13 protein-coding genes are annotated in these 18,196 nt (G+C 41.8%); 12 read left to right on the top strand and 1 reads right to left on the bottom strand.

Annotation, left to right across the window (positions count from 1 at the left end; translation table 11 throughout):
- The first annotated feature begins 114 nt into the window (after positions 1 to 114).
- The 9 genes from IEV52_RS17490 to IEV52_RS17450 all read left to right on the top strand — a co-directional run bounded on the left by IEV52_RS17490 (position 115) and on the right by IEV52_RS17450 (position 13,239).
- Complete coding sequence (locus IEV52_RS17490; RefSeq protein ID WP_188403752.1) at positions 115 to 2,340, top strand: transglycosylase domain-containing protein; 2,226 nt, start codon at positions 115 to 117, stop codon at positions 2,338 to 2,340.
- A gap of 406 nt (positions 2,341 to 2,746) precedes the next feature.
- Positions 2,747 to 3,775, top strand: coding sequence for a uroporphyrinogen decarboxylase (gene hemE, locus IEV52_RS17485; RefSeq protein ID WP_188403985.1), 1,029 nt, complete (start codon positions 2,747 to 2,749; stop codon positions 3,773 to 3,775).
- Between the two features lie 6 nt (positions 3,776 to 3,781).
- Positions 3,782 to 4,723, top strand: a complete 942-nt coding sequence (gene hemH / locus IEV52_RS17480) for a ferrochelatase (RefSeq protein WP_188403751.1) — start codon at positions 3,782 to 3,784, stop codon at positions 4,721 to 4,723.
- Positions 4,724 to 4,728: 5 nt separating this feature from the next.
- Positions 4,729 to 6,129: a protoporphyrinogen oxidase gene (hemY, locus tag IEV52_RS17475; RefSeq protein ID WP_188403750.1), complete on the top strand. Its 1,401-nt coding sequence runs from the start codon at positions 4,729 to 4,731 to the stop codon at positions 6,127 to 6,129.
- 109 nt (positions 6,130 to 6,238) lie between these two features.
- Entirely contained in the window at positions 6,239 to 7,516 is a 1,278-nt protein-coding gene (locus tag IEV52_RS17470; protein WP_188403749.1) for an ATP-binding protein, read from the top strand.
- Positions 7,516 to 8,085: a TetR/AcrR family transcriptional regulator gene (locus IEV52_RS17465; protein WP_188403748.1), complete on the top strand. Its 570-nt coding sequence runs from the start codon at positions 7,516 to 7,518 to the stop codon at positions 8,083 to 8,085. Before IEV52_RS17470 ends, IEV52_RS17465 begins: the two co-directional genes overlap by 1 nt.
- Positions 8,086 to 8,241: 156 nt before the next feature.
- Complete coding sequence (locus IEV52_RS17460; RefSeq protein WP_229754330.1) at positions 8,242 to 10,377, top strand: YhgE/Pip domain-containing protein; 2,136 nt, start codon at positions 8,242 to 8,244, stop codon at positions 10,375 to 10,377.
- Positions 10,378 to 10,538: 161 nt separating this feature from the next.
- Positions 10,539 to 11,693 carry an ABC transporter ATP-binding protein gene (locus IEV52_RS17455; protein ID WP_188403747.1) on the top strand — a complete coding sequence of 385 codons (1,155 nt, stop codon included), beginning with the start codon at positions 10,539 to 10,541 and terminating at the stop codon, positions 11,691 to 11,693.
- Complete coding sequence (locus IEV52_RS17450) at positions 11,677 to 13,239, top strand: glycine betaine ABC transporter substrate-binding protein (RefSeq protein ID WP_420842255.1); 1,563 nt, start codon at positions 11,677 to 11,679, stop codon at positions 13,237 to 13,239. The genes IEV52_RS17455 and IEV52_RS17450 overlap by 17 nt, the downstream gene beginning before the upstream one ends.
- Before the next feature lie 171 nt (positions 13,240 to 13,410).
- Here the strand turns inward: IEV52_RS17450 and IEV52_RS17445 are convergent, their stop codons facing one another.
- Positions 13,411 to 14,133, bottom strand: a complete 723-nt coding sequence (locus IEV52_RS17445) for an amino acid ABC transporter ATP-binding protein (protein ID WP_188403746.1) — start codon at positions 14,131 to 14,133, stop codon at positions 13,411 to 13,413.
- Positions 14,134 to 14,341: 208 nt separating this feature from the next.
- Here IEV52_RS17445 and IEV52_RS17440 point away from each other — a divergent pair, with 208 nt between their 5' ends.
- The 3 genes from IEV52_RS17440 to IEV52_RS17430 all read left to right on the top strand — a co-directional run bounded on the left by IEV52_RS17440 (position 14,342) and on the right by IEV52_RS17430 (position 18,174).
- Positions 14,342 to 15,328 carry a LacI family DNA-binding transcriptional regulator gene (locus IEV52_RS17440; protein ID WP_188403745.1) on the top strand — a complete coding sequence of 329 codons (987 nt, stop codon included), beginning with the start codon at positions 14,342 to 14,344 and terminating at the stop codon, positions 15,326 to 15,328.
- Positions 15,329 to 15,384: 56 nt separating this feature from the next.
- Positions 15,385 to 16,692 carry an ABC transporter substrate-binding protein gene (locus IEV52_RS17435; RefSeq protein WP_188403744.1) on the top strand — a complete coding sequence of 436 codons (1,308 nt, stop codon included), beginning with the start codon at positions 15,385 to 15,387 and terminating at the stop codon, positions 16,690 to 16,692.
- A gap of 156 nt (positions 16,693 to 16,848) precedes the next feature.
- Positions 16,849 to 18,174, top strand: coding sequence for an ABC transporter permease subunit (locus IEV52_RS17430; protein WP_188403983.1), 1,326 nt, complete (start codon positions 16,849 to 16,851; stop codon positions 18,172 to 18,174).
- Positions 18,175 to 18,196 lie beyond the last annotated feature (22 nt).

The following is an 18,196-nucleotide window of genomic DNA, read 5'->3' as shown; positions in this document are numbered from 1 at the left end:
AACCGTTAAGCACATTAAACAGTGTAAGAACATGGATGCTTGTAATATACTTTCCATCTAAGGGAAAATTATATAAAATGTACTTTTCGACCTAGAATGAAATGAGGTTGGGTTATGATAAAGAAAAGTCTTATCGTACTCGGGATATTAACAGGGTCACTCATTATTGGTTTTTTTGCATACCTGTTCATTATTATGGCTGGTGACTATGTAATTGATGAAAAAGATCTTGTCATGGATTCTGCAACTCTCCTAGTTACTGAAAATGGAGATAAGATTACAAAAATATATGATGAAAACCGTGATATCGTTGGAATAGAGGATATCCCGGCACATGTTCAAGAAGCCTTTGTCGCTGTTGAGGACAGCCGTTTTTATAAACATAGCGGAATCGATGTAAAAGCTATTTCACGTGCGATTTATAAAGATATTCTGGCTGGCAGCAAGGTAGAAGGGGGAAGTACGATCACACAGCAGCTGGCGAAGAATGTGTTTTTATCTCATGAAAAGTCATGGCTTCGAAAGACGAAGGAAGCGGTTATTGCCATTAATCTAGAAAGAAGATATTCAAAAGATAAGATTCTGGAGATGTATCTGAATCAAATCTATTTTGGCCATGGTGCATACGGTATCCAGCTTGCAGCAAAAACGTATTTTAATAAGGATGTCAAAGAATTGACAGTGGCTGAGGGAGCCATGCTTGCAGGTCTTCCAAAAGCGCCAAACTATTATTCACCTATCAAACATCCAGAAGCGGCTAAAGAACGTCGTGATCTCGTGCTTACACTAATGGAAAAGCAAGATTATCTATCACCTGCAGAAACTGTAAGAGCACAAGGGATGATGATCGCGCTTGATTTTCAGCAGGAAGAACGAAATCCTGCTTATACGACATATATTGATATGGTGATAAAAGAAGCGAAGGAAAAATATCACCTTTCAAGAGAAGAGCTCAGACAGGGAGGATACAAGATCGTAGTGCCGATGGATCCTGCGGCACAAGACGCGGTTTATAAAAGTTTTCAAGATGGACGCTATTTCGTTGGTACGGGTCAAGCAAAACCTGAGGGTGCCATGGTATTGATGGACAGCAAATCAGGCGGACTCCTTGCTGTTCAAGGCGGGCGCAATTATGTGACAGAAGGGCTTAACCGAGTAGAAGTGAAACGTCAGCCGGGCTCAACTTTTAAACCTTTATCTGTGTACGGACCTGCGCTTGAGTCGGAAAAATATAAGCCGTATTCCATGCTGCGGGATGAGGAATTAAGCTATAACGGATATGAACCGAAAAACTATAACGGTAAATACGAAGAAAAAGTGCCGATGGTAGATGCAATATCTCGTTCGGTGAACTCATCTGCTGTTTGGCTTTTAAATGAGATCGGAATATCGGATTCCAAAAAATATCTAGAAGAACTTGGCATGCCGATCGAGGATAAGGGACTTGGTATTGCACTCGGCGGAATCGATCACGGGGTAAGTCCGCTTCAGATGGTGCAAGGATACAGGAGTTTTCTTCATGAAGGAAAAACAGTCGAGCCTTATGTGATCAGTAAAATCTATAACAATGAAGGGGATCTTGTTGGTAAAGCAAAGCGTGAAGAGAAGAAAGTTTGGAAAAAACAAAATGCCTGGTATATGACACGAATGCTGCAGCAGGTTATAAAGAACGGAACAGGCTCTGATGGAGCTGAAAATATGGAGATCGCAGGAAAGACGGGAACGACCAATTTTCCAAACGTAGATAAAGGGAACAAAGATACATGGTTTGTCGGTTTTACTCCAGAAGTGGTCGGTGCGGTTTGGGTCGGATATGATAGGACGACGAAAGAGTCTTATTTAAATAGCGGAAGTGCACAGCCGACTCTTTTATTTAAACAAGTGATTAACGGGATGCCGTCTCAGCAAGGGTTAAAGTTCAAAAAGCCAGACGGTGTTAAAGATCTGGAGCCTCCGATCGAGTTGATTGAGATTGCTGATCTTGGGGCTTCCTTTGGAGTCGGTGACTATGGCATGCCGTCTGTTCAGTTGAATTGGTCTCCATCAAAGGACAAGCGTCTGCAGTATAAGGTATATGCTGTTAATGAGGGAGAGACCCAGCTTTTAGATACTGTTAAAGGCAAGGGACAATATATGGCATCCGGTAAGAATTTATTCACCCTGCCAGATTTTTACGTAGTTCCTTATAATCCCCTTACGAAACAAGAAGGACAGCCTTCGAACGTGGTATCCATCTCGCTTTTCCCGAGTTTTGGTGATGATGAGAAGGAGGGGAAGGAGAAAGGACGAAGCGGTAGTGGAAAAGAGAAGAAAGATAAAAAGAAGCGGGACGAAGAATAGGAATATGAAGTGGAAGATGGCTTGAAGGGCCATCTTCTTTTTTTGAATAAAGAGTCGTCGGAGTATAATGGAATCGAATTCTGTCGAACCACCTATATTTTATGATTTAGACTTAATAGATAGATGTTTTGGCTTAATTAAGTTTCATTAAGACTTATATTCCAACTTAGGCTTAATTCCCCGACTATCAGACCTTACTTAAAGCCAGTTACAGCCTGCCAGAGGGATCTCCACGCACCCAATTTGCCAAAATGATGACAATTGAGCTTTGTGCCTATACTTTTATTATGAATTCCCTTACAATGTGTATGGATATTGACGTTAAAGGTTTTAAGTTTCAGTGGCTAGGAGATAACAATAGTGCTGCAGCTTTTGGTCTTGATAGAAAGGTGTGTACGTTTTGACAATGAATGAAGAGTTCTTAAAGGCGTGTCGTAAGGAGAAAAATTCACATATTCCTGTATGGTACATGAGACAGGCGGGCCGTTCCCAGCCGGAGTACCGTAAACTTAAGGAGAAGTATTCACTGTTTGACATCACTCATAGACCGGAGATGTGCGCTGGCGTTACGAAACTGCCAGTTGACCAGCATGGTGTTGATGCTGCCATTCTTTATAAAGACATTATGTCTCCTGTTCCTGCGATCGGGGTAGATGTAGAGATCAAGTCAGGGATCGGGCCGGTGATCGATAAGCCTGTACGAACTCGTGAAGACGTTGAAAGGCTTGGCACGATAAACCCGGAGAAAGATGTTCCTTATGTATTGGATACGATCAAGATTTTGCGCCAGCAGTTAGAAGTGCCTCTTATTACGTTTGCAGGTGCTCCATTTACACTAGCGAGCTATATGGTTGAAGGCGGACCATCTCGCGATTATCATAAAACAAAACAGTTGATGTACTCGGATCCAGAAAGCTGGTTCATGCTAATGGATAAGCTAGGAGATATGACGATCGCTTACGCAAAAGCACAGATTGCTGCGGGTGCTCAAGCATTTCAGATTTTTGATTCATGGGTTGGTGCATTAAATGCCGCCGATTATAGAAAATACATCAAGCCTGTCATGTACAGAATCTTTTCAAGTCTTCGTGAAGAAAATATTCCGCTGATCCTTTATGGAACAGGTGCACGCCATCTCGTGATGGAGTGGAACGAGCTGCCGATTGATGTGATCGGGCTTGACTGGAGACTATCTCCAAGAGAGGCGCGCCAGATGGGTGTGACAAAAGCACTTCAAGGAAACTTAGATCCTTCCATTCTATTGGCACCATGGGAAGTAATCGAAGCAAGAACGAAAGAAATTTTGGATGAAGGTATGGAAGAGCCAGGGTTTATTTTTAATGTAGGAAAAGGGATCTTCCCAGAAGTAAATATAGCAACACTAAAACAACTAACCACCTTTGTCCATGAATATACATCTAAAAAACTAGGGTGATAAAGAGTGTCAAATAATACTACCGGATTATTAATTATGGCTTACGGTACGCCAAGGAGTCTTGATGAAGTAGAAAGTTATTACACACACATTAGACGAGGACGTAAGCCTTCTCCTGAACAGCTACAGGAACTGACAGAGAGATATGAGCAGATCGGCGGTATTTCACCGCTTGCGAAGATTACAGAAGAACAGGCTCAAAGAATAGAAGAGGAAATGAATCGACGTTATCCTGACCGAGAGTTTAAGAGTTATCTTGGTTTGAAGCACATTGATCCTTTCATTGAGGATGCGGTGCAGCAGATGAAAGAAGACGGTATTGAGGAAGCGGTAACTCTTGTGTTAGCTCCACACTACTCAACGTTCAGTGTTAAATCTTACAACGGACGCACAGTAGAAGAGTCTGCAAAAATTGGCGGTCCATCATTTGTAACGATCGACAGCTGGTATGATGAGCCTAAATATGTTCAATTTTGGGCGGATGGGATTAAACAAACGTTTAAAAACATTCCTGAAGATGAGCATGACAAAACAGTCGTGATCTTCTCAGCACACAGCCTGCCAGAAAAGATCCTTCAAATGGGAGATCCGTATCCTAAACAATTACAAGAAACAGCTGATCTGATCTCGGAAGAAGCCAATGTTCCACATTACACGATCGGATGGCAGAGTGCGGGGAATACACCAGAACCATGGATCGGTCCTGATGTTCAGGATCTGACGCGCGATCTGTATAACGAGCATGGCTACAAGCATTTTATCTACTGCCCCGTTGGATTTGTTGCTGATCACTTAGAAGTTTTATATGACAATGACTATGAATGTAAAGTTGTCACTGATGAGTTGGGAGTTAACTATTATCGTCCTGAAATGCCTAACGCAAAGCCGGAATTTATTGATTGTTTGGCAACGGTAATTGAAAACGCACTAACAAAAGAAAGAATGTGAAAGCGATGAGCGAGCGAAAGCACGTTATTATATTGGGCGGCGGCATAACAGGTTTAGCCGCTGCCTTTTATGTTCAAAAACATGCCAAAGAAACAGGACAACCCCTAACTTTTACATTGCTTGAAGGAAGCGATCGTCTTGGAGGGAAAATCGATACTATTACAGAAGATGGCTTTGTTTTAGAACGCGGACCGGATTCCTATCTTGCCAGAAAAACGGTGATGACAGATCTTGTTAAAGATGTGGGGCTTGGTGATGAACTAGTCTCCAATGAAACAGGACAAGCTTACATTCTCCATAACATGAGGCTTCATCCGATTCCAGAAGGGGCAGTTATGGGTATTCCAACTAAGATAATGCCCTTTGCATTTACGCCGCTCTTTTCTGTAGCTGGAAAGGCTAGGGCAGGATTTGATCTATTCCTTCCAAAACGTACGGATACACAAAGTGATGTTTCAGTGGGTCATTTCTTTAGAAGACGCCTTGGTGATCAGGTCGTTGACCGATTGATCGAACCTTTGCTTTCTGGAATTTATGCGGGTAGAATCGACCGGCTGAGTTTGCAGTCTACTTTTCCGCAATTCGCAGAAACGGAAAAAAAGTATAGAAGTTTAATATTAGGGATGAAAAAGTCACAGCCAAAACTCGAGAAAACACCGGTAACAAAGAAGAAAAAAGGTGCATTTTTAACCCTGAAAAGCGGACTGTCATCATTTATTGAAGCACTTTCAAAGGCTTTGCCAGAAGATAGCATCAAGACTGGAATAAAAGTTAAAGATGTTGAGTCAATGGATGATGGAACGTATTCTGTTATCATGGAAGACGGTTCCACATTGAAGGGTGATCATGTGATTGTTACGACACCGTATGCAGTAACGAAAAGGCTTTTTGATGAATCCCTTTTTCCAGCAGGCTTTCATGATACGAAGCCTACTTCTGTAGCCACTGTTGCAATGAGTTTTAATGAGGATGAAGTGAACTTTTCTTTGGACGGTACAGGCTTCGTTATTGCAAAAAGTGAGAAAACGTCGATAACGGCTTGCACGTGGACCAGCCGGAAATGGCCGCATACGACACCGAAAGGCAAAGTGGTCCTGCGTTGCTATGTTGGGCGTGCGGAAGATCAGGATATCGTTCATGAACCGGATGAAGTTATCCTAAAGAAAGTATTGGACGACTTAAAGAAGATCATGGGCGTTGATGCTCAGCCCGAGTTCTATCATGTTTCAAGAATGATTGATTCTATGCCTCAGTATGAAGTCGGTCATATAGAGTATGTGAAAAAGCTGCGCGACAGTTTTGCTGAAAACCTTCCAGGTGTTGCTTTAGCTGGTGCGCCATATGATGGAGTAGGACTTCCAGATTGTGTGAATTCAGCAAAAAAAGCTGTAGAATCACTTCTTTAAAATAAAATAGGTTTCAATAAAACGACAAATGGATATGTTTGTCGTTTTTCATATTTTCTTGTAGAATGTTTCTGCTATACTGAAGGAAGAAAAAAGGAAGGGGAGCATCATGGAGGCTTTTGTTGAACCATTATTTGTAAATATTGCGATCATATTCTCATTTACACACCTCTTGAATATGTTCTTTCCCCTTCATCCGGGTGTTATTCCAAGCTTAAAAAACCAGGTCATATTTGGTCTGATTAGTGGTGTTGGAGCACTGGTTTGTATGCTTTTTCCGATTGAAACACTTAAGGATTCTTTTTTTGATCTGCGGAATGTACCGATTATGATTGTTACTTTATACGCAGGCTGGCTTCCTGGTGCCATTTGCTCCTTGTTTGTACTAATGGCCAGGATTGGAATAGGTGGAGAGTTTGCATGGCTTGGCGTCATCTTGACCTTTTTAGCCTATGTTGTCTGCTTGATCTATCATGGGTTCTTTGATCAAGATAAAAGAAGATGGATTTCTGCCATCTACATTGCTCTAGTGTATACATTGTTTTATATTTTGTTTATTCACACGTATCTTCAATTTTTAACCCTTGATTTCTATTTGGTTTATTTCTCAAGCTTTTTGATCGCATTCTTCTCTTGCATCTTCTTAATCGAGAGACTCGTTAAAATCAATATGCAGTTAAAGGAAACCGTTTATTTGGATAAACTGGCAGTAGCAGGACAAATGGCAGCCGCGATCGCACATGAGGTAAGAAATCCGATGACGACCATCAGAGGAATGATACAGTTTCTAGGAAGTACAACGTCAGATCCAAAGCTAAAAGAACATTCTCCCCTTTTAATTGAAGAGTTGGATCGAACAAACAAGATTATCACAGATTATTTATCAATGGTTAAACCCGATGAACCGAAGCTTGAAAGAATTTCGCTAGAAAATGTACTGATAGATGTTGTTTCGTTAACCGCTCCTTATGGGGCGATCAATAATGTTGAAGTAACGACAAGCAAAATTGGTTCATACCAAGTTTGTATTGATGAACAAAAGCTAAAACAAGGGTTAATAAATATTATTAAAAACGGTATAGAAGCCATCGAGGAGAACGGTACGATTCACGTGTACCAGTACAAATTGACAAAACGGAATATTACCATTGCGATAGAAGATAATGGAAAGGGAATGACTGAAACTGAACTCGAACAGATCGGACTTCCGTTTTATACAACAAAAGCTAAAGGTACGGGTCTCGGTATGATGGTAACGTATAAATTGATTCAGGATATGGGCGGAAAGCTTAGATACGAAAGTGAGCTGAATGAAGGAACAAGAGTCCTTCTAACTTTGCCGTTATACACAAAATCGAATCCGCTTCCAGAAGAGGTGATAGAATAATGGACCGCAAAAAGAGTATATTGGAAGCCGCAGAACGTTCTTTTTCCATGTTTGGGTATAAGGCAAGCACGGTGGATCAAATCGCAAAAATTGCAAACGTCGGAAAAGGTACCATCTATACTTTTTTCGCAAATAAAGAAGAGTTGTTCTCTGAGATCATTTCGAATCTAGTTCTAGAAACAAAACATGCGGCATCTTCAGCTATTAAAGAAGATCGGCCTTTTTATGAAAATCTTCATAATGCACTATATGAAGTGGTAGAACTTCGAAAAACACATCAATTGGCTGTGAAACTGTCCCAAGAGGTTAAAGAATTAAACACTTCACCAGTTACTGAAGCATTGCAAAGAATTGAAAAGGCCGTCCTGGGTTTTGTTCAGAAAGAGCTGGACAAAGCAGTCGAAAAAGGTGAGATAAAAGAATGCCCGACAGATATAGTAGCATTTATGATGGTAAAGCTTTATATTGCTCTCATATTTGATTGGGAACGCGATCACCAAGCTCTTCAAAAAGAAAAGATGCTTGAAGTACTTGAGATGTTTGTCATGGATGGATTAAGAAAATCTTAGTGTTGCAGAAGTAAAAGAAACGTGTTAAATTAAGTTGTGACCAAATTTCATTTTCGGTCAATCTGTAAAAAGCGGACTGTAGAGTTCTCTTTTTTTTGATTCGAAATGACCGTTTGACTAAAATGGTCAATCAGTATTTTATAAGGAGTGAAACAAGTGCTAAAAAGTATCAAAGCTCAATTTAAAGCGGTATTTTTAAATAGAAAAATTGCGATACCTGTCTTGGCGGTTCTTTTTATACCTGTGTTATACAGCGGGATGTTCCTATGGGCCTTCTGGGATCCGTATGACAAGATGGAAGACTTGCCGGTTGCGGTAGTCAATCTCGATGAGGGATATGAATACAACGGAGAGAAATTAACCGTAGGTGATGAGTTTGTAGATAAACTGAAAGAAAACCCTCAGTTTAAGTGGAAGTTTGTTACAGAAGAAGAAGCGAAGAATGGGCTCGAACATAATGATTACTACATGATGATTGAGATCCCAGAGAATTTCTCAGAGGAAGCAACATCATTATCAGGCAGCTCAACTAAAAAGCCGGAGATCATTTATACACCTAATGCAGGTTTTAACTTTCTAGCAGCACAAATCGGTGGAACAGCTGTCGATAAGATGAAAGAAAGTCTATCGAATGAACTTACAAAAACCTATGCTGAAGTTATGTTCGAACAAGTGGAACAGCTTGCTGGAGGTCTGGAGCAGGCTGCAGATGGATCGAACCAAGTTACAGAAGGATTAAAGAAAGCAGCCTCTGGAAGTGGTCAACTGGCAGCAGGTATGAACGAGAAAACACCACAGATCAAAGATCTTGAAGAAGGTGCATCTGTTTTTCAATCGAAGATGTCAGAGTTTGATAACGGGTTGGATAAATTGATCGCTGCTCATAAACAGTTAGCAGCAGGGCAGGGACAGCTTAACGTGGGGGCTCAATCGTTAAAAAGCGGTCTTAGTCAAGCAACAGCTGGTTCTGAAAAGATTAAAAACGGAAGTCTTGCATTGCAAGGCGGTGCCAACGAGCTGTCTAGCGGTGCGGGTACACTTGCAAGTTCCGTCAATGAATGGAATGCAGGTGCACAAAAAGCAGCGGCAGGTTCAAAACAACTAGAGCAACAAATCAATGCACTCATACAAAATCAAGAAAACATGACTGATGAGCAGATTGCTGTTTCATTAAAACAGATCGCAGCAATCAGCAACGGCGTTAATAATGGGCTAGATAGTTTAACGGCAGCGTCAGACAAAATTGCAGGCGGAGCTAATGGGCTTTCAGCAGGTGCGAAAAAGCTTAGTGAATCCCAAACTGCTGTTGCACAAGGAGCAGAGCAGCTTCATAACGGGCAGCTTAAATTGGTCGGTGGCGTTGACCAGCTAGCGAGCGGTCAGGCAAAAGTTAACGAAGGCACACAAACCTTTCACTCTAAATTAGGTGAAGCGGCTGCAGGTTCACAACAATTGCTGGCAGCTAGCGGAAAGCTCGCGGATGGAACGTCAACCGTTTCAGCAGGATGGCAACAAGTTGCTGGCAGCGTAAGTAAGATTCATGAGGGTGAAGAACAGCTTTTAGATGGAAGCGGTCAGCTGTCATCAAAGCTTAGTGAAGCAGCAGATAAAACAAGTGAACTGGATGCAGACAGTGAAATGTTCGAGCGTATCGCGAACCCCGTTTCTGTAAAAACAAAGAGCTTCTCTGATGTACCGAACTATGGTACAGGTTTCGCTCCTTATTTCTTATCACTCGGACTTTTTGTTGGGGCACTCTTAATGTCAATCGTGTTCCCTCTGCGTGATAAAGCCGGAGAACCGCGTTCTGGTTTTAGCTGGTTCGCAGGTAAGTTTACTTTCTTGGCTGCAGTCGGTGTTATTCAAGCGTTGATTGCAGATGCTGTACTATTGTTGGGTCTTGATATCGAAGTAAGCAATCTAACTGCGTTTATCGGGCTAAGTATTATTACAAGTCTTACATTCTTGGCTTTAATACAATTGCTGGTTACCGTATTAGGAGACCCTGGAAGATTTGTAGCGATCATTATTTTAATTCTACAGCTTACAACAAGTGCAGGTACATTCCCACTTGAACTGATCCCGAACGGACTGCAAGTCTTTAATGCATGGCTTCCGATGACATATTCCGTTTCTGGATTCAAGGCAGTCATCTCAAGCGGAGATATGAGCAGCTTTACTCAGAACATGTGGGTATTAGTAGGGTTCATGGTCGTTTGTATGGTTGGGACATGGACTTATTTTGCAAGCCAGTTTAGAAAAAAGAAAAATATAGATGAGGCGGCAGCTTAATATAGAAAAACAACTGGAAGTTGATTCTCCAGGTGTTTTTCTGTGTAGATTTTTAAACCTTTAACTGAAAAAAGAGGTTTTTAAGCAAGCAAGCAAGGGAAACATATTAATTGAACATTCTAATGGATGCAGCTTATTTTACGAAAAGGAGAGAACCTCAATTGATTACTTTCAAAAACGTAGGGAAAACGTACCCTGACGGTTTTGAGGCCTTGAAAAACATTGACTTTCAGATTGAAAAAGGGGAGTTAGTCGCGTTAATCGGGCCTAGTGGTTGTGGGAAAACAACAACCATGAGAATGATAAACCGTTTGATCGAGCCATCAAAAGGAACAATTTTAATTGATGGAGAAGACATTGCAAACCAAAACCCCGTTGAGCTGAGAAGGAATATCGGATATGTGATTCAACAGATCGGTCTTCTGCCCCATATGACGATTGAAGATAACATTTCACTCGTACCTCGCTTAAAAGGGTGGGAAAAAGAAAAATATGATGGCAGAGTTGATGAATTGCTGGATTTAGTAGGATTAGATCCAAAGACATTCAGAAAACGCTATCCTTCTGAGCTAAGCGGCGGTCAACAGCAGCGTATAGGAGTTATTCGTGCTCTGGCAGCCGAACCTCCAATCATCTTGATGGACGAACCATTCTCCGCACTTGATCCAATCAGCCGGGAACAGCTTCAGGATGAACTTGTTAACCTGCAGGACACGATCAAGAAAACAATCGTGTTTGTTACGCATGACATGGATGAAGCGATTAAGATCGCGGACCGAATTGCGATCCTTAACAAGGGTGAAATCATCCAATTTGATACACCTGAACGAATTCTGCGTCATCCAGCCAACGATTTTGTAAAAGGATTTATTGGGGAAAACCGATTATCTGCTGGTGATGCTGGAATGCCAGAAGCGATCGATCTTATGAGACCGAATCCGGTTACAGCTAAAGTAACTAGAGGATTAGCAGAAGCGTTAAAGATGATGAAGCGTTATGGCGTAGACAGCCTTCTTATTACAGATCAGCAAAATAGGCTTCTAGGAATTACGACGCTTGAAAGCATTGAACAGCATTACCCAGAAGAAGATAAAACCGTTGGAGATCTGATGAAGAAAGATGTTATAACAGTTAGTCCTTCTGCCACATATAACGAAGTAGCTGAAATTTTCGCGACCAACAGTGTCCAGATGATCCCAGTCCTTGAAAATGATAAGCTTGTAGGCTTAATTACACGTGCAACAATGATGCGAGGACTTGCCGGATTGAATATTTCCGCACAAAAACCGGTCGAAGGAGGTGCGGGAATTGAATGATTTTTTTGCAACGATGAAAGATACATTTGTAAACAGATGGCCTGAAATCTTAACAGGTCTTCAGCAGCATCTATTTTTATCTCTTGTATCGATTTTGATTGCTGCTCTAATCGCAGTGCCTTTAGGGATTTTTATATCAAGAAGAAAACGAGTGGCTGAACCGGTTATCGGTGTGACAGCTATCTTTCAAACCATTCCAAGTTTAGCTCTTTTCGGATTTTTACTCCCTGTTTTCGGAATCGGAAGTACAACTGCTATTATTGCACTTACTGTATATGCGCTGTTACCAATATTACGAAACACGTACACCGGTATTACTGGTGTGGACCGATCCGCAGTTGAAGCGGGTAAAGGGATGGGGATGACGAATACTCAGATCCTCCGTATGATCGAATTGCCGCTCGCGTTGCCTATTATTATGGCAGGGCTTAGAACGGCAACGGTTTTAACTATTGGGGTCGCTACTCTTGCAGCCTTCATTGGAGCTGGCGGATTAGGGGACCTGATCTACCGAGGGTTATCTACTACGCGTAATGAGCTTGTGTTGGCAGGAGCAATTCCCGCTGCATTACTAGCTATAGTATTTGATTTTATCCTTCGGCGTATTGAAATTGCGACTGAGCCAAAAGCGTCTAAGAAACGTGGTTCATGGAAATTGCCTTTGCTAATTGGTATACCTGTTGCAGCACTTGTACTTTTCTTTGCACTACGAGGTGGTGGTGAAGAAGATGCTATTGTGATAACAGGCAAAAAGTGGACGGAGCAATATATCCTCCCTTATGTGATTTCTGAGTATGTAAAAGATAAAACGGATTATCCGGTCGTCGTAAAAGAAGCGATTGGTGAAACACCGATCCTAACAGAGGCGATTAAGAAGGGTGACATCGATTTATATGTGGAGTATACCGGTACAGGATATTTAACAATACTGAAAGAAAAATACGATCCTGGAATGACTCCTGATGAGATATACAAAGCGGTAAAAGAAGGATATGCAAAGGAATACAATTTAAAATGGACTAAGCCTCTTGGTTTTGAAAATACGTATGCATTAGCCCTGAATCCAGAGACGGCGAAACAAGTAAACGTTAAAACGATCTCTGAGCTCGCACCAAAGTCGAGTCAGCTATCGTTTGGCGGTCCAACTGAGTTCTTCGAACGAGAAGATGGATATACACCGTTTGTTGAAACATATGGCTTAAACTTTCAGGATAAGAAAAGCCTGGATCCAAACTTAATGTATTCTGCTGTAAAAGAAGGGAAAGTGGATGCCATCCCGGCTTATACGACTGATGGAAGAATTGTTCGTTTTAACTTAAAGACGTTGGAAGATGACAAAAAATTCTTCCCGCCATACTATGCCGTTCCTGTTGTAAGAGAAGAAACGCTGAAGAAATACCCTGAGCTTGAAGGAGTGCTCAATGAGCTGGAAGGTGAAATCTCTGAACAAGATATGGCAGAAATGAACGCAAAAGTGGATCTTGATAAAGAAGATCCGCAAAAAGTGGCCCAAGACTTTTTAAAAAGCAAAGGTTTAATCAAATAAAATGGAAAACTGAACTCCTTGGTGGGGTCCAGTTTTTTGTTGGGGAATTGGTTCGCTTTGGTGGCTAATTAAGTCTTAATTCAAAATTATAGGTCGTTCGACAAAACCTGACACGCTTGATATCAAAAAAGCCGGCCCACCTCATCGTGAGCCGGCTTTTAAGCCAACGAACTATAGCACTTTACTTAAAAACGATTTTGTTCGTTCTTGCTGGGTATTGCCAAACAGTTCAGATGGAACGTTCTCTTCTACAATATAACCGCCATCCATGAAGATAACTCGGTCACCAACCTCGCGGGCAAAACCCATCTCATGTGTTACAACGACCATTGTCATTCCTTCACGGGCAAGATCTTTCATAACCTCCAGTACTTCTCCGACCATCTCTGGGTCAAGGGCAGATGTTGGTTCATCAAACAGCATGATCTTCGGGTCCATCGCAAGGGCACGGGCGATGGCTACACGCTGTTTCTGACCGCCGCTCAGCTGAGAAGGGTAGGCGTTGGCTTTATCCTGCAGACCAACTTTAGCGAGCAGTTTTAAGGCTTTGTCGCGTGCTTCCTCTTTATTTGCATTCTTTACTTTTAAAGGCGCAAGTGTCACGTTTTCGAGAACGGTTTTATGAGGAAAGAGGTTGAACTGCTGAAACACCATTCCTACATCTTCCCGGATTTTATTGATATTTGTTTTTGGGTCTGTAATATCGGTTCCGTTTACCACAACTTGTCCGCCCGTAATGTCTTCTAGTTTGTTGATGCAGCGGAGAAATGTACTTTTGCCTGAGCCAGAGGGGCCGATCACACAAACAACTTCCTGTGGTTTAATTTCTGCATTAATGTCCTTTAGCACCTCTAGATCACCGAAGGACTTTTTTAAATTTTTTACTTTAATCATGGTCCGGCTCCTTTCAAAAAACATATTGATGTATGTATTTTATCATAATTTCTGCTGATTCAATGTATCTCCTGCTTTCTATGAAATCTTTAATTACAAAACTTTCTGAAAAATAGGGATTGACCAGTGAATATTACTTGAACTATACTCTGATTATGAAAACGATTTCATGAATTCGATTCCACAATTGTTTTAAGAGGAGAATCTGATGGCAACCATTCAAGATGTGGCGAAAAGAGCAGGATTATCCCGCACGACCGTTTCAAGGGTGATCAATGAACATCCGTATGTGACGGAAGAAAAAAAACGTCTCGTAACAAGGGCGATGCAAGAACTGAATTATGTTCCTAATTCATCGGCAAGAAGGTTGAGGCGGCAGCAGACAGAAACGATCGCTGTTTATGTTCCGCGGATCACCAACCCGTTTTTCAGTCATCTTGTTGAAGTGATGGGGAAGGAAGCAGCCAAAAAAGGCTACCAGTTAATTTTGTGCCAAACCCGTTACAAAAAAGAACACGAGCGTAGCTTCTTAGAGCTTTTAAAAACGAAGCAGGTAGACGGCCTGATCTTAACTTCGATTGAAAACGATTGGAGTAAGTTGGAACCTTACTTATCGTTCGGTCCGATTGTAGTATGCAACGAATATTCGGACTCCGCTCAAGTGCCTTCTGTGTACTTAAATCAGATTGAAGGAAGCTACTTAGGGACAAAACATCTGATCGATCAAGGCTACACGAAAATCGGTTATTGTACGGGTAACCACAAAAGCTCCAGAGTTTCTAAGGACAGGAAGATCGGTTTCCTAAAAGCACTAAGCGATGCGGGAATCCCGATGAAGGAAGAATGGTTCTTTTACAATGCTTATAGTGTGCAAGATGGTTTTGCCGCATTTAAAGAATTGAAGAAGCTGGATGACCCGCCACAAGCTGTCTTTACCGGCAGTGATGAAGTGGCAGCGGGAATCGCAAAAGCCGCATTCGATGCAGGCTGGAGGGTACCTGAAGATCTTGCCATCATCGGCTTTGATAATCAGCCCCTGGCTGAACTCATGGATCTGACGACGATCGAACAGCCGATTGACACGATCGCCCGCCAGGCAATGAAATTGATGGTTGAAGCGATTCAGGCAAAAAAGCCATTAAAACGTAAAGAAGTGATTCTGCCTTTTCAGTTAATCAAACGGTCTTCAACTTAAAATTTTTTTCGATGAAATGTAATCGTTTACAAAACAGGAGATTAGGGGGAAATACAATGAAAAAGCTTAAGAAAATCTCAAAAGTGATTTCTACTTCACTAGCGTTGTCACTTGTACTTGCAGCTTGTTCGGACAAAGAAGAAGGAAGCAGCAGCAGTAAAAACTCCGGCGGTGATAAAGACGAAAAAGTAACGATCGTTTATGCACGTGGTAAGGATGATACACAAGGAACAACAGCAATGGTGGAAGCTTTTGAAAAGAAATACCCTAACATTGATGTGAAATTTAAAGAGATGCCTGCCGATACAGGAAAACAGCATGATGCTTACGTTACAGCATTTAATGCGAACTCTGACGAGATCGATGTTATTGACCTAGATGTTATCTGGCCGGCTGAATTCGCACAAGCAGGATTCTTGATGCCGCTGGACCGCTTTATGGAAAAAGACGGAATCAAACCAGACGATTATAACCAAGGAGCGATCAGTGCTTCTAAATTTAAAGGCAAGCAATGGGCGCTTCCTAAATTTATTGATGCAGGGATGCTTTTCTACCGCACAGATTTAGTTGACGAAGGTTCTGTTCCAAAAACGTGGGACGAGCTATTAGCAAAAGCGAAAGAAACAAAAGGTCAGGGTGGTACTCAATTCGGTTACTTAATGCAGGCGAAACAATATGAAGGCCTTGTATGTAACGCAGTTGAATTTATCGCATCATATGGCGGAGAAATTATCGATGAAAACGGTGAAGTTAAAGTTGACTCTCCTGAAGCGATCAAAGGGATCTCTAAGCTAGTTGAGGTTGTTAACTCTGATGTTGTTCCGCAAAACATTACAACGTTCGCTGAGCCAGAGTCTCACACTGCATTCATCAACGGTCAAGCAGGTCTGATCCGTAACTGGCCATATCAATTTGCTCTAGCAAACGACGAGAAACAATCTAAAATCGTAGGTAAAGTAGGAGTAGCACCGCTGCCAGCTGGAGATAAAGGTTCTGCAGCAGCACTTGGCGGCTGGATGGCTGGAATCAACAAGAACACGAAGCACCCTGAAGAAGCTTGGAAGTTCTTAAGCTTCATGGCTGGTAAAGAAGGACAAAAGATCGACGCGATCAAAGGCGGACACGCTCCTACTATCCTTTCTCTATATGAAGACCAAGAGATCTTAGATGCGAACCCGTACTTTAAAGAAGAAGGCTTTGTAAACGCGCTTGAAGCAGCAGTTTCTCGCCCAGTTGCACCAAACTACCCAGAGATCTCTGACATCATTCAAGTTCAAGTTTCCCAGGCTGTAGCTAAAAAGATCACACCTGAAGAAGCAGCTAAGAATATGCAAAAAGAGATTTCAGAAAAACTTGTAAAGTAAGAAAAGTGTAGTAATAGGGGCAAGCCTTCAATGAAAGGCTCCCCCTTTCTTTATAACTGGTATCGATTCCACAGAGTGAAATGGATGGACGTTACAGCGCCCGTCCGTCGATTGCATTCGAATAGTAAGGAGCTGACAATGTTGAAACCAGATCTAATGCCTAACAAACAAAAGCAGGTCATAGCAACACCGAAAGCCAAATCAAAGAAGCGTTCTGAGCGTTCCATCGGCTACTTGTTGATCGCCCCATCTATGATATTGATATTAGTCATAGCGATATGGCCGGTTTTTCAATCGTTTTATTACAGCATGTTTGATCTAAGACTGAATAACCCTTCAAAGTCTGAGGCATATGTTTCGTATAAAGTTAATCTTCAAACGTATTTGGATAACTATCCATTTTTGATTAGTACATTAGAGGATGAGGTGGATGCCGCCTCTGGAAAAACAAGAACAGAGCTTGAAGAAATAAAAGCAAATCTAGAAAAAGTGGATGCTGAATTAAAAGCGGACAACGAACTAAAGAGCAAGTATGACCAGGTGGATGAGAAGCTGACGGTCATGGAACCGATTAGTGAAGAGCTTGCGGTTTCAGAATTGGATAAAGAAGTAGCACTCGATCTAGAGAAAGCTGTTACGAATTCTAGGGATCGCATAAAAGAGCTGAAAGGTGACCTGCAAAATCCAGAGGACGTCATCGGACTATCAGCTTCTCTAAAAGACTCTGTAATTACACCTAACTTTATCGGTTTGGAGCACTATAAAGAAAATTTAGCAGATAGCCGTATGTGGAAGGCTATTCAAAATACGACCGTCTTTACGGTAATCTCTGTATTTGCGGAGCTAGTCATTGGTTTAGCAATTGCCCTTCTTATTAATAAAGCTTTCTTTGGCAGAGGACTTGTACGTGCGACAATTCTTATTCCATGGGCGATCCCAACAGCCGTTTCAGCATTTATGTGGAAGTATTTATATGACGGCCAAAATGGAATTGTGGCAAAAGCATTTGCAGAGGTCGGGCTGTTTGACCGAATGACAGACTTGCTGACAAGCAGTACGGGCGCTATGTTTGCAGTTATTTTTGCAGATGTATGGAAAACAACACCTTATATGGCACTTTTGCTTTTAGCAGGGCTGCAGACCATCCCTAGTTCTTTATATGAAGCAGCAGCGATTGACGGAGCAGGCAAATGGAAGCAGTTTTTAAAGATCACCTTACCTTTATTAAAATCTAGCATTCTAGTTGCTTTGTTATTCCGAACACTGGATGCATTCCGTGTGTTTGACTTGATCTATGTTTTAACTGGCGGTGGTCCGGCAAACTCTACGGAAACCATCTCAATCCTTGCATATAAAGTCATGTTCGCACAAACCAATTTTGGTGAAGGTTCGGCGCTCTCGGTTATTGTCTTTGCATGTGTAGCCATCATTTCTATGATCTACATTAAGTTCTTAGGCCGTGACCTTTTGAATGACAAATAAAAAACGGAACAGATAAAGGAGT

It is taken from the genome of Fictibacillus barbaricus (assembly GCF_014635025.1).
Lineage (GTDB): Bacteria > Bacillota > Bacilli > Bacillales > Fictibacillaceae > Fictibacillus > Fictibacillus barbaricus.
The sequence above is the reverse complement of the archived record's forward strand: the minus strand, read 5'-3'. Positions and strand labels throughout refer to the sequence as shown.

Coding starts and splice junctions, on each gene's coding strand:
- hemY (WP_188403750.1), top strand. CDS start 4,729: ATGAGCGAGCGAAAGCACGTTATTATATTGGGCGGCGGCATAACAGGT.
- IEV52_RS17445 (WP_188403746.1), bottom strand. CDS start 14,133: ATGATTAAAGTAAAAAATTTAAAAAAGTCCTTCGGTGATCTAGAGGTG.
- IEV52_RS17490 (WP_188403752.1), top strand. CDS start 115: ATGATAAAGAAAAGTCTTATCGTACTCGGGATATTAACAGGGTCACTC.
- IEV52_RS17435 (WP_188403744.1), top strand. CDS start 15,385: ATGAAAAAGCTTAAGAAAATCTCAAAAGTGATTTCTACTTCACTAGCG.
- hemE (WP_188403985.1), top strand. CDS start 2,747: ATGAATGAAGAGTTCTTAAAGGCGTGTCGTAAGGAGAAAAATTCACAT.
- IEV52_RS17465 (WP_188403748.1), top strand. CDS start 7,516: ATGGACCGCAAAAAGAGTATATTGGAAGCCGCAGAACGTTCTTTTTCC.
- IEV52_RS17470 (WP_188403749.1), top strand. CDS start 6,239: ATGGAGGCTTTTGTTGAACCATTATTTGTAAATATTGCGATCATATTC.
- IEV52_RS17440 (WP_188403745.1), top strand. CDS start 14,342: ATGGCAACCATTCAAGATGTGGCGAAAAGAGCAGGATTATCCCGCACG.
- IEV52_RS17430 (WP_188403983.1), top strand. CDS start 16,849: ATGCCTAACAAACAAAAGCAGGTCATAGCAACACCGAAAGCCAAATCA.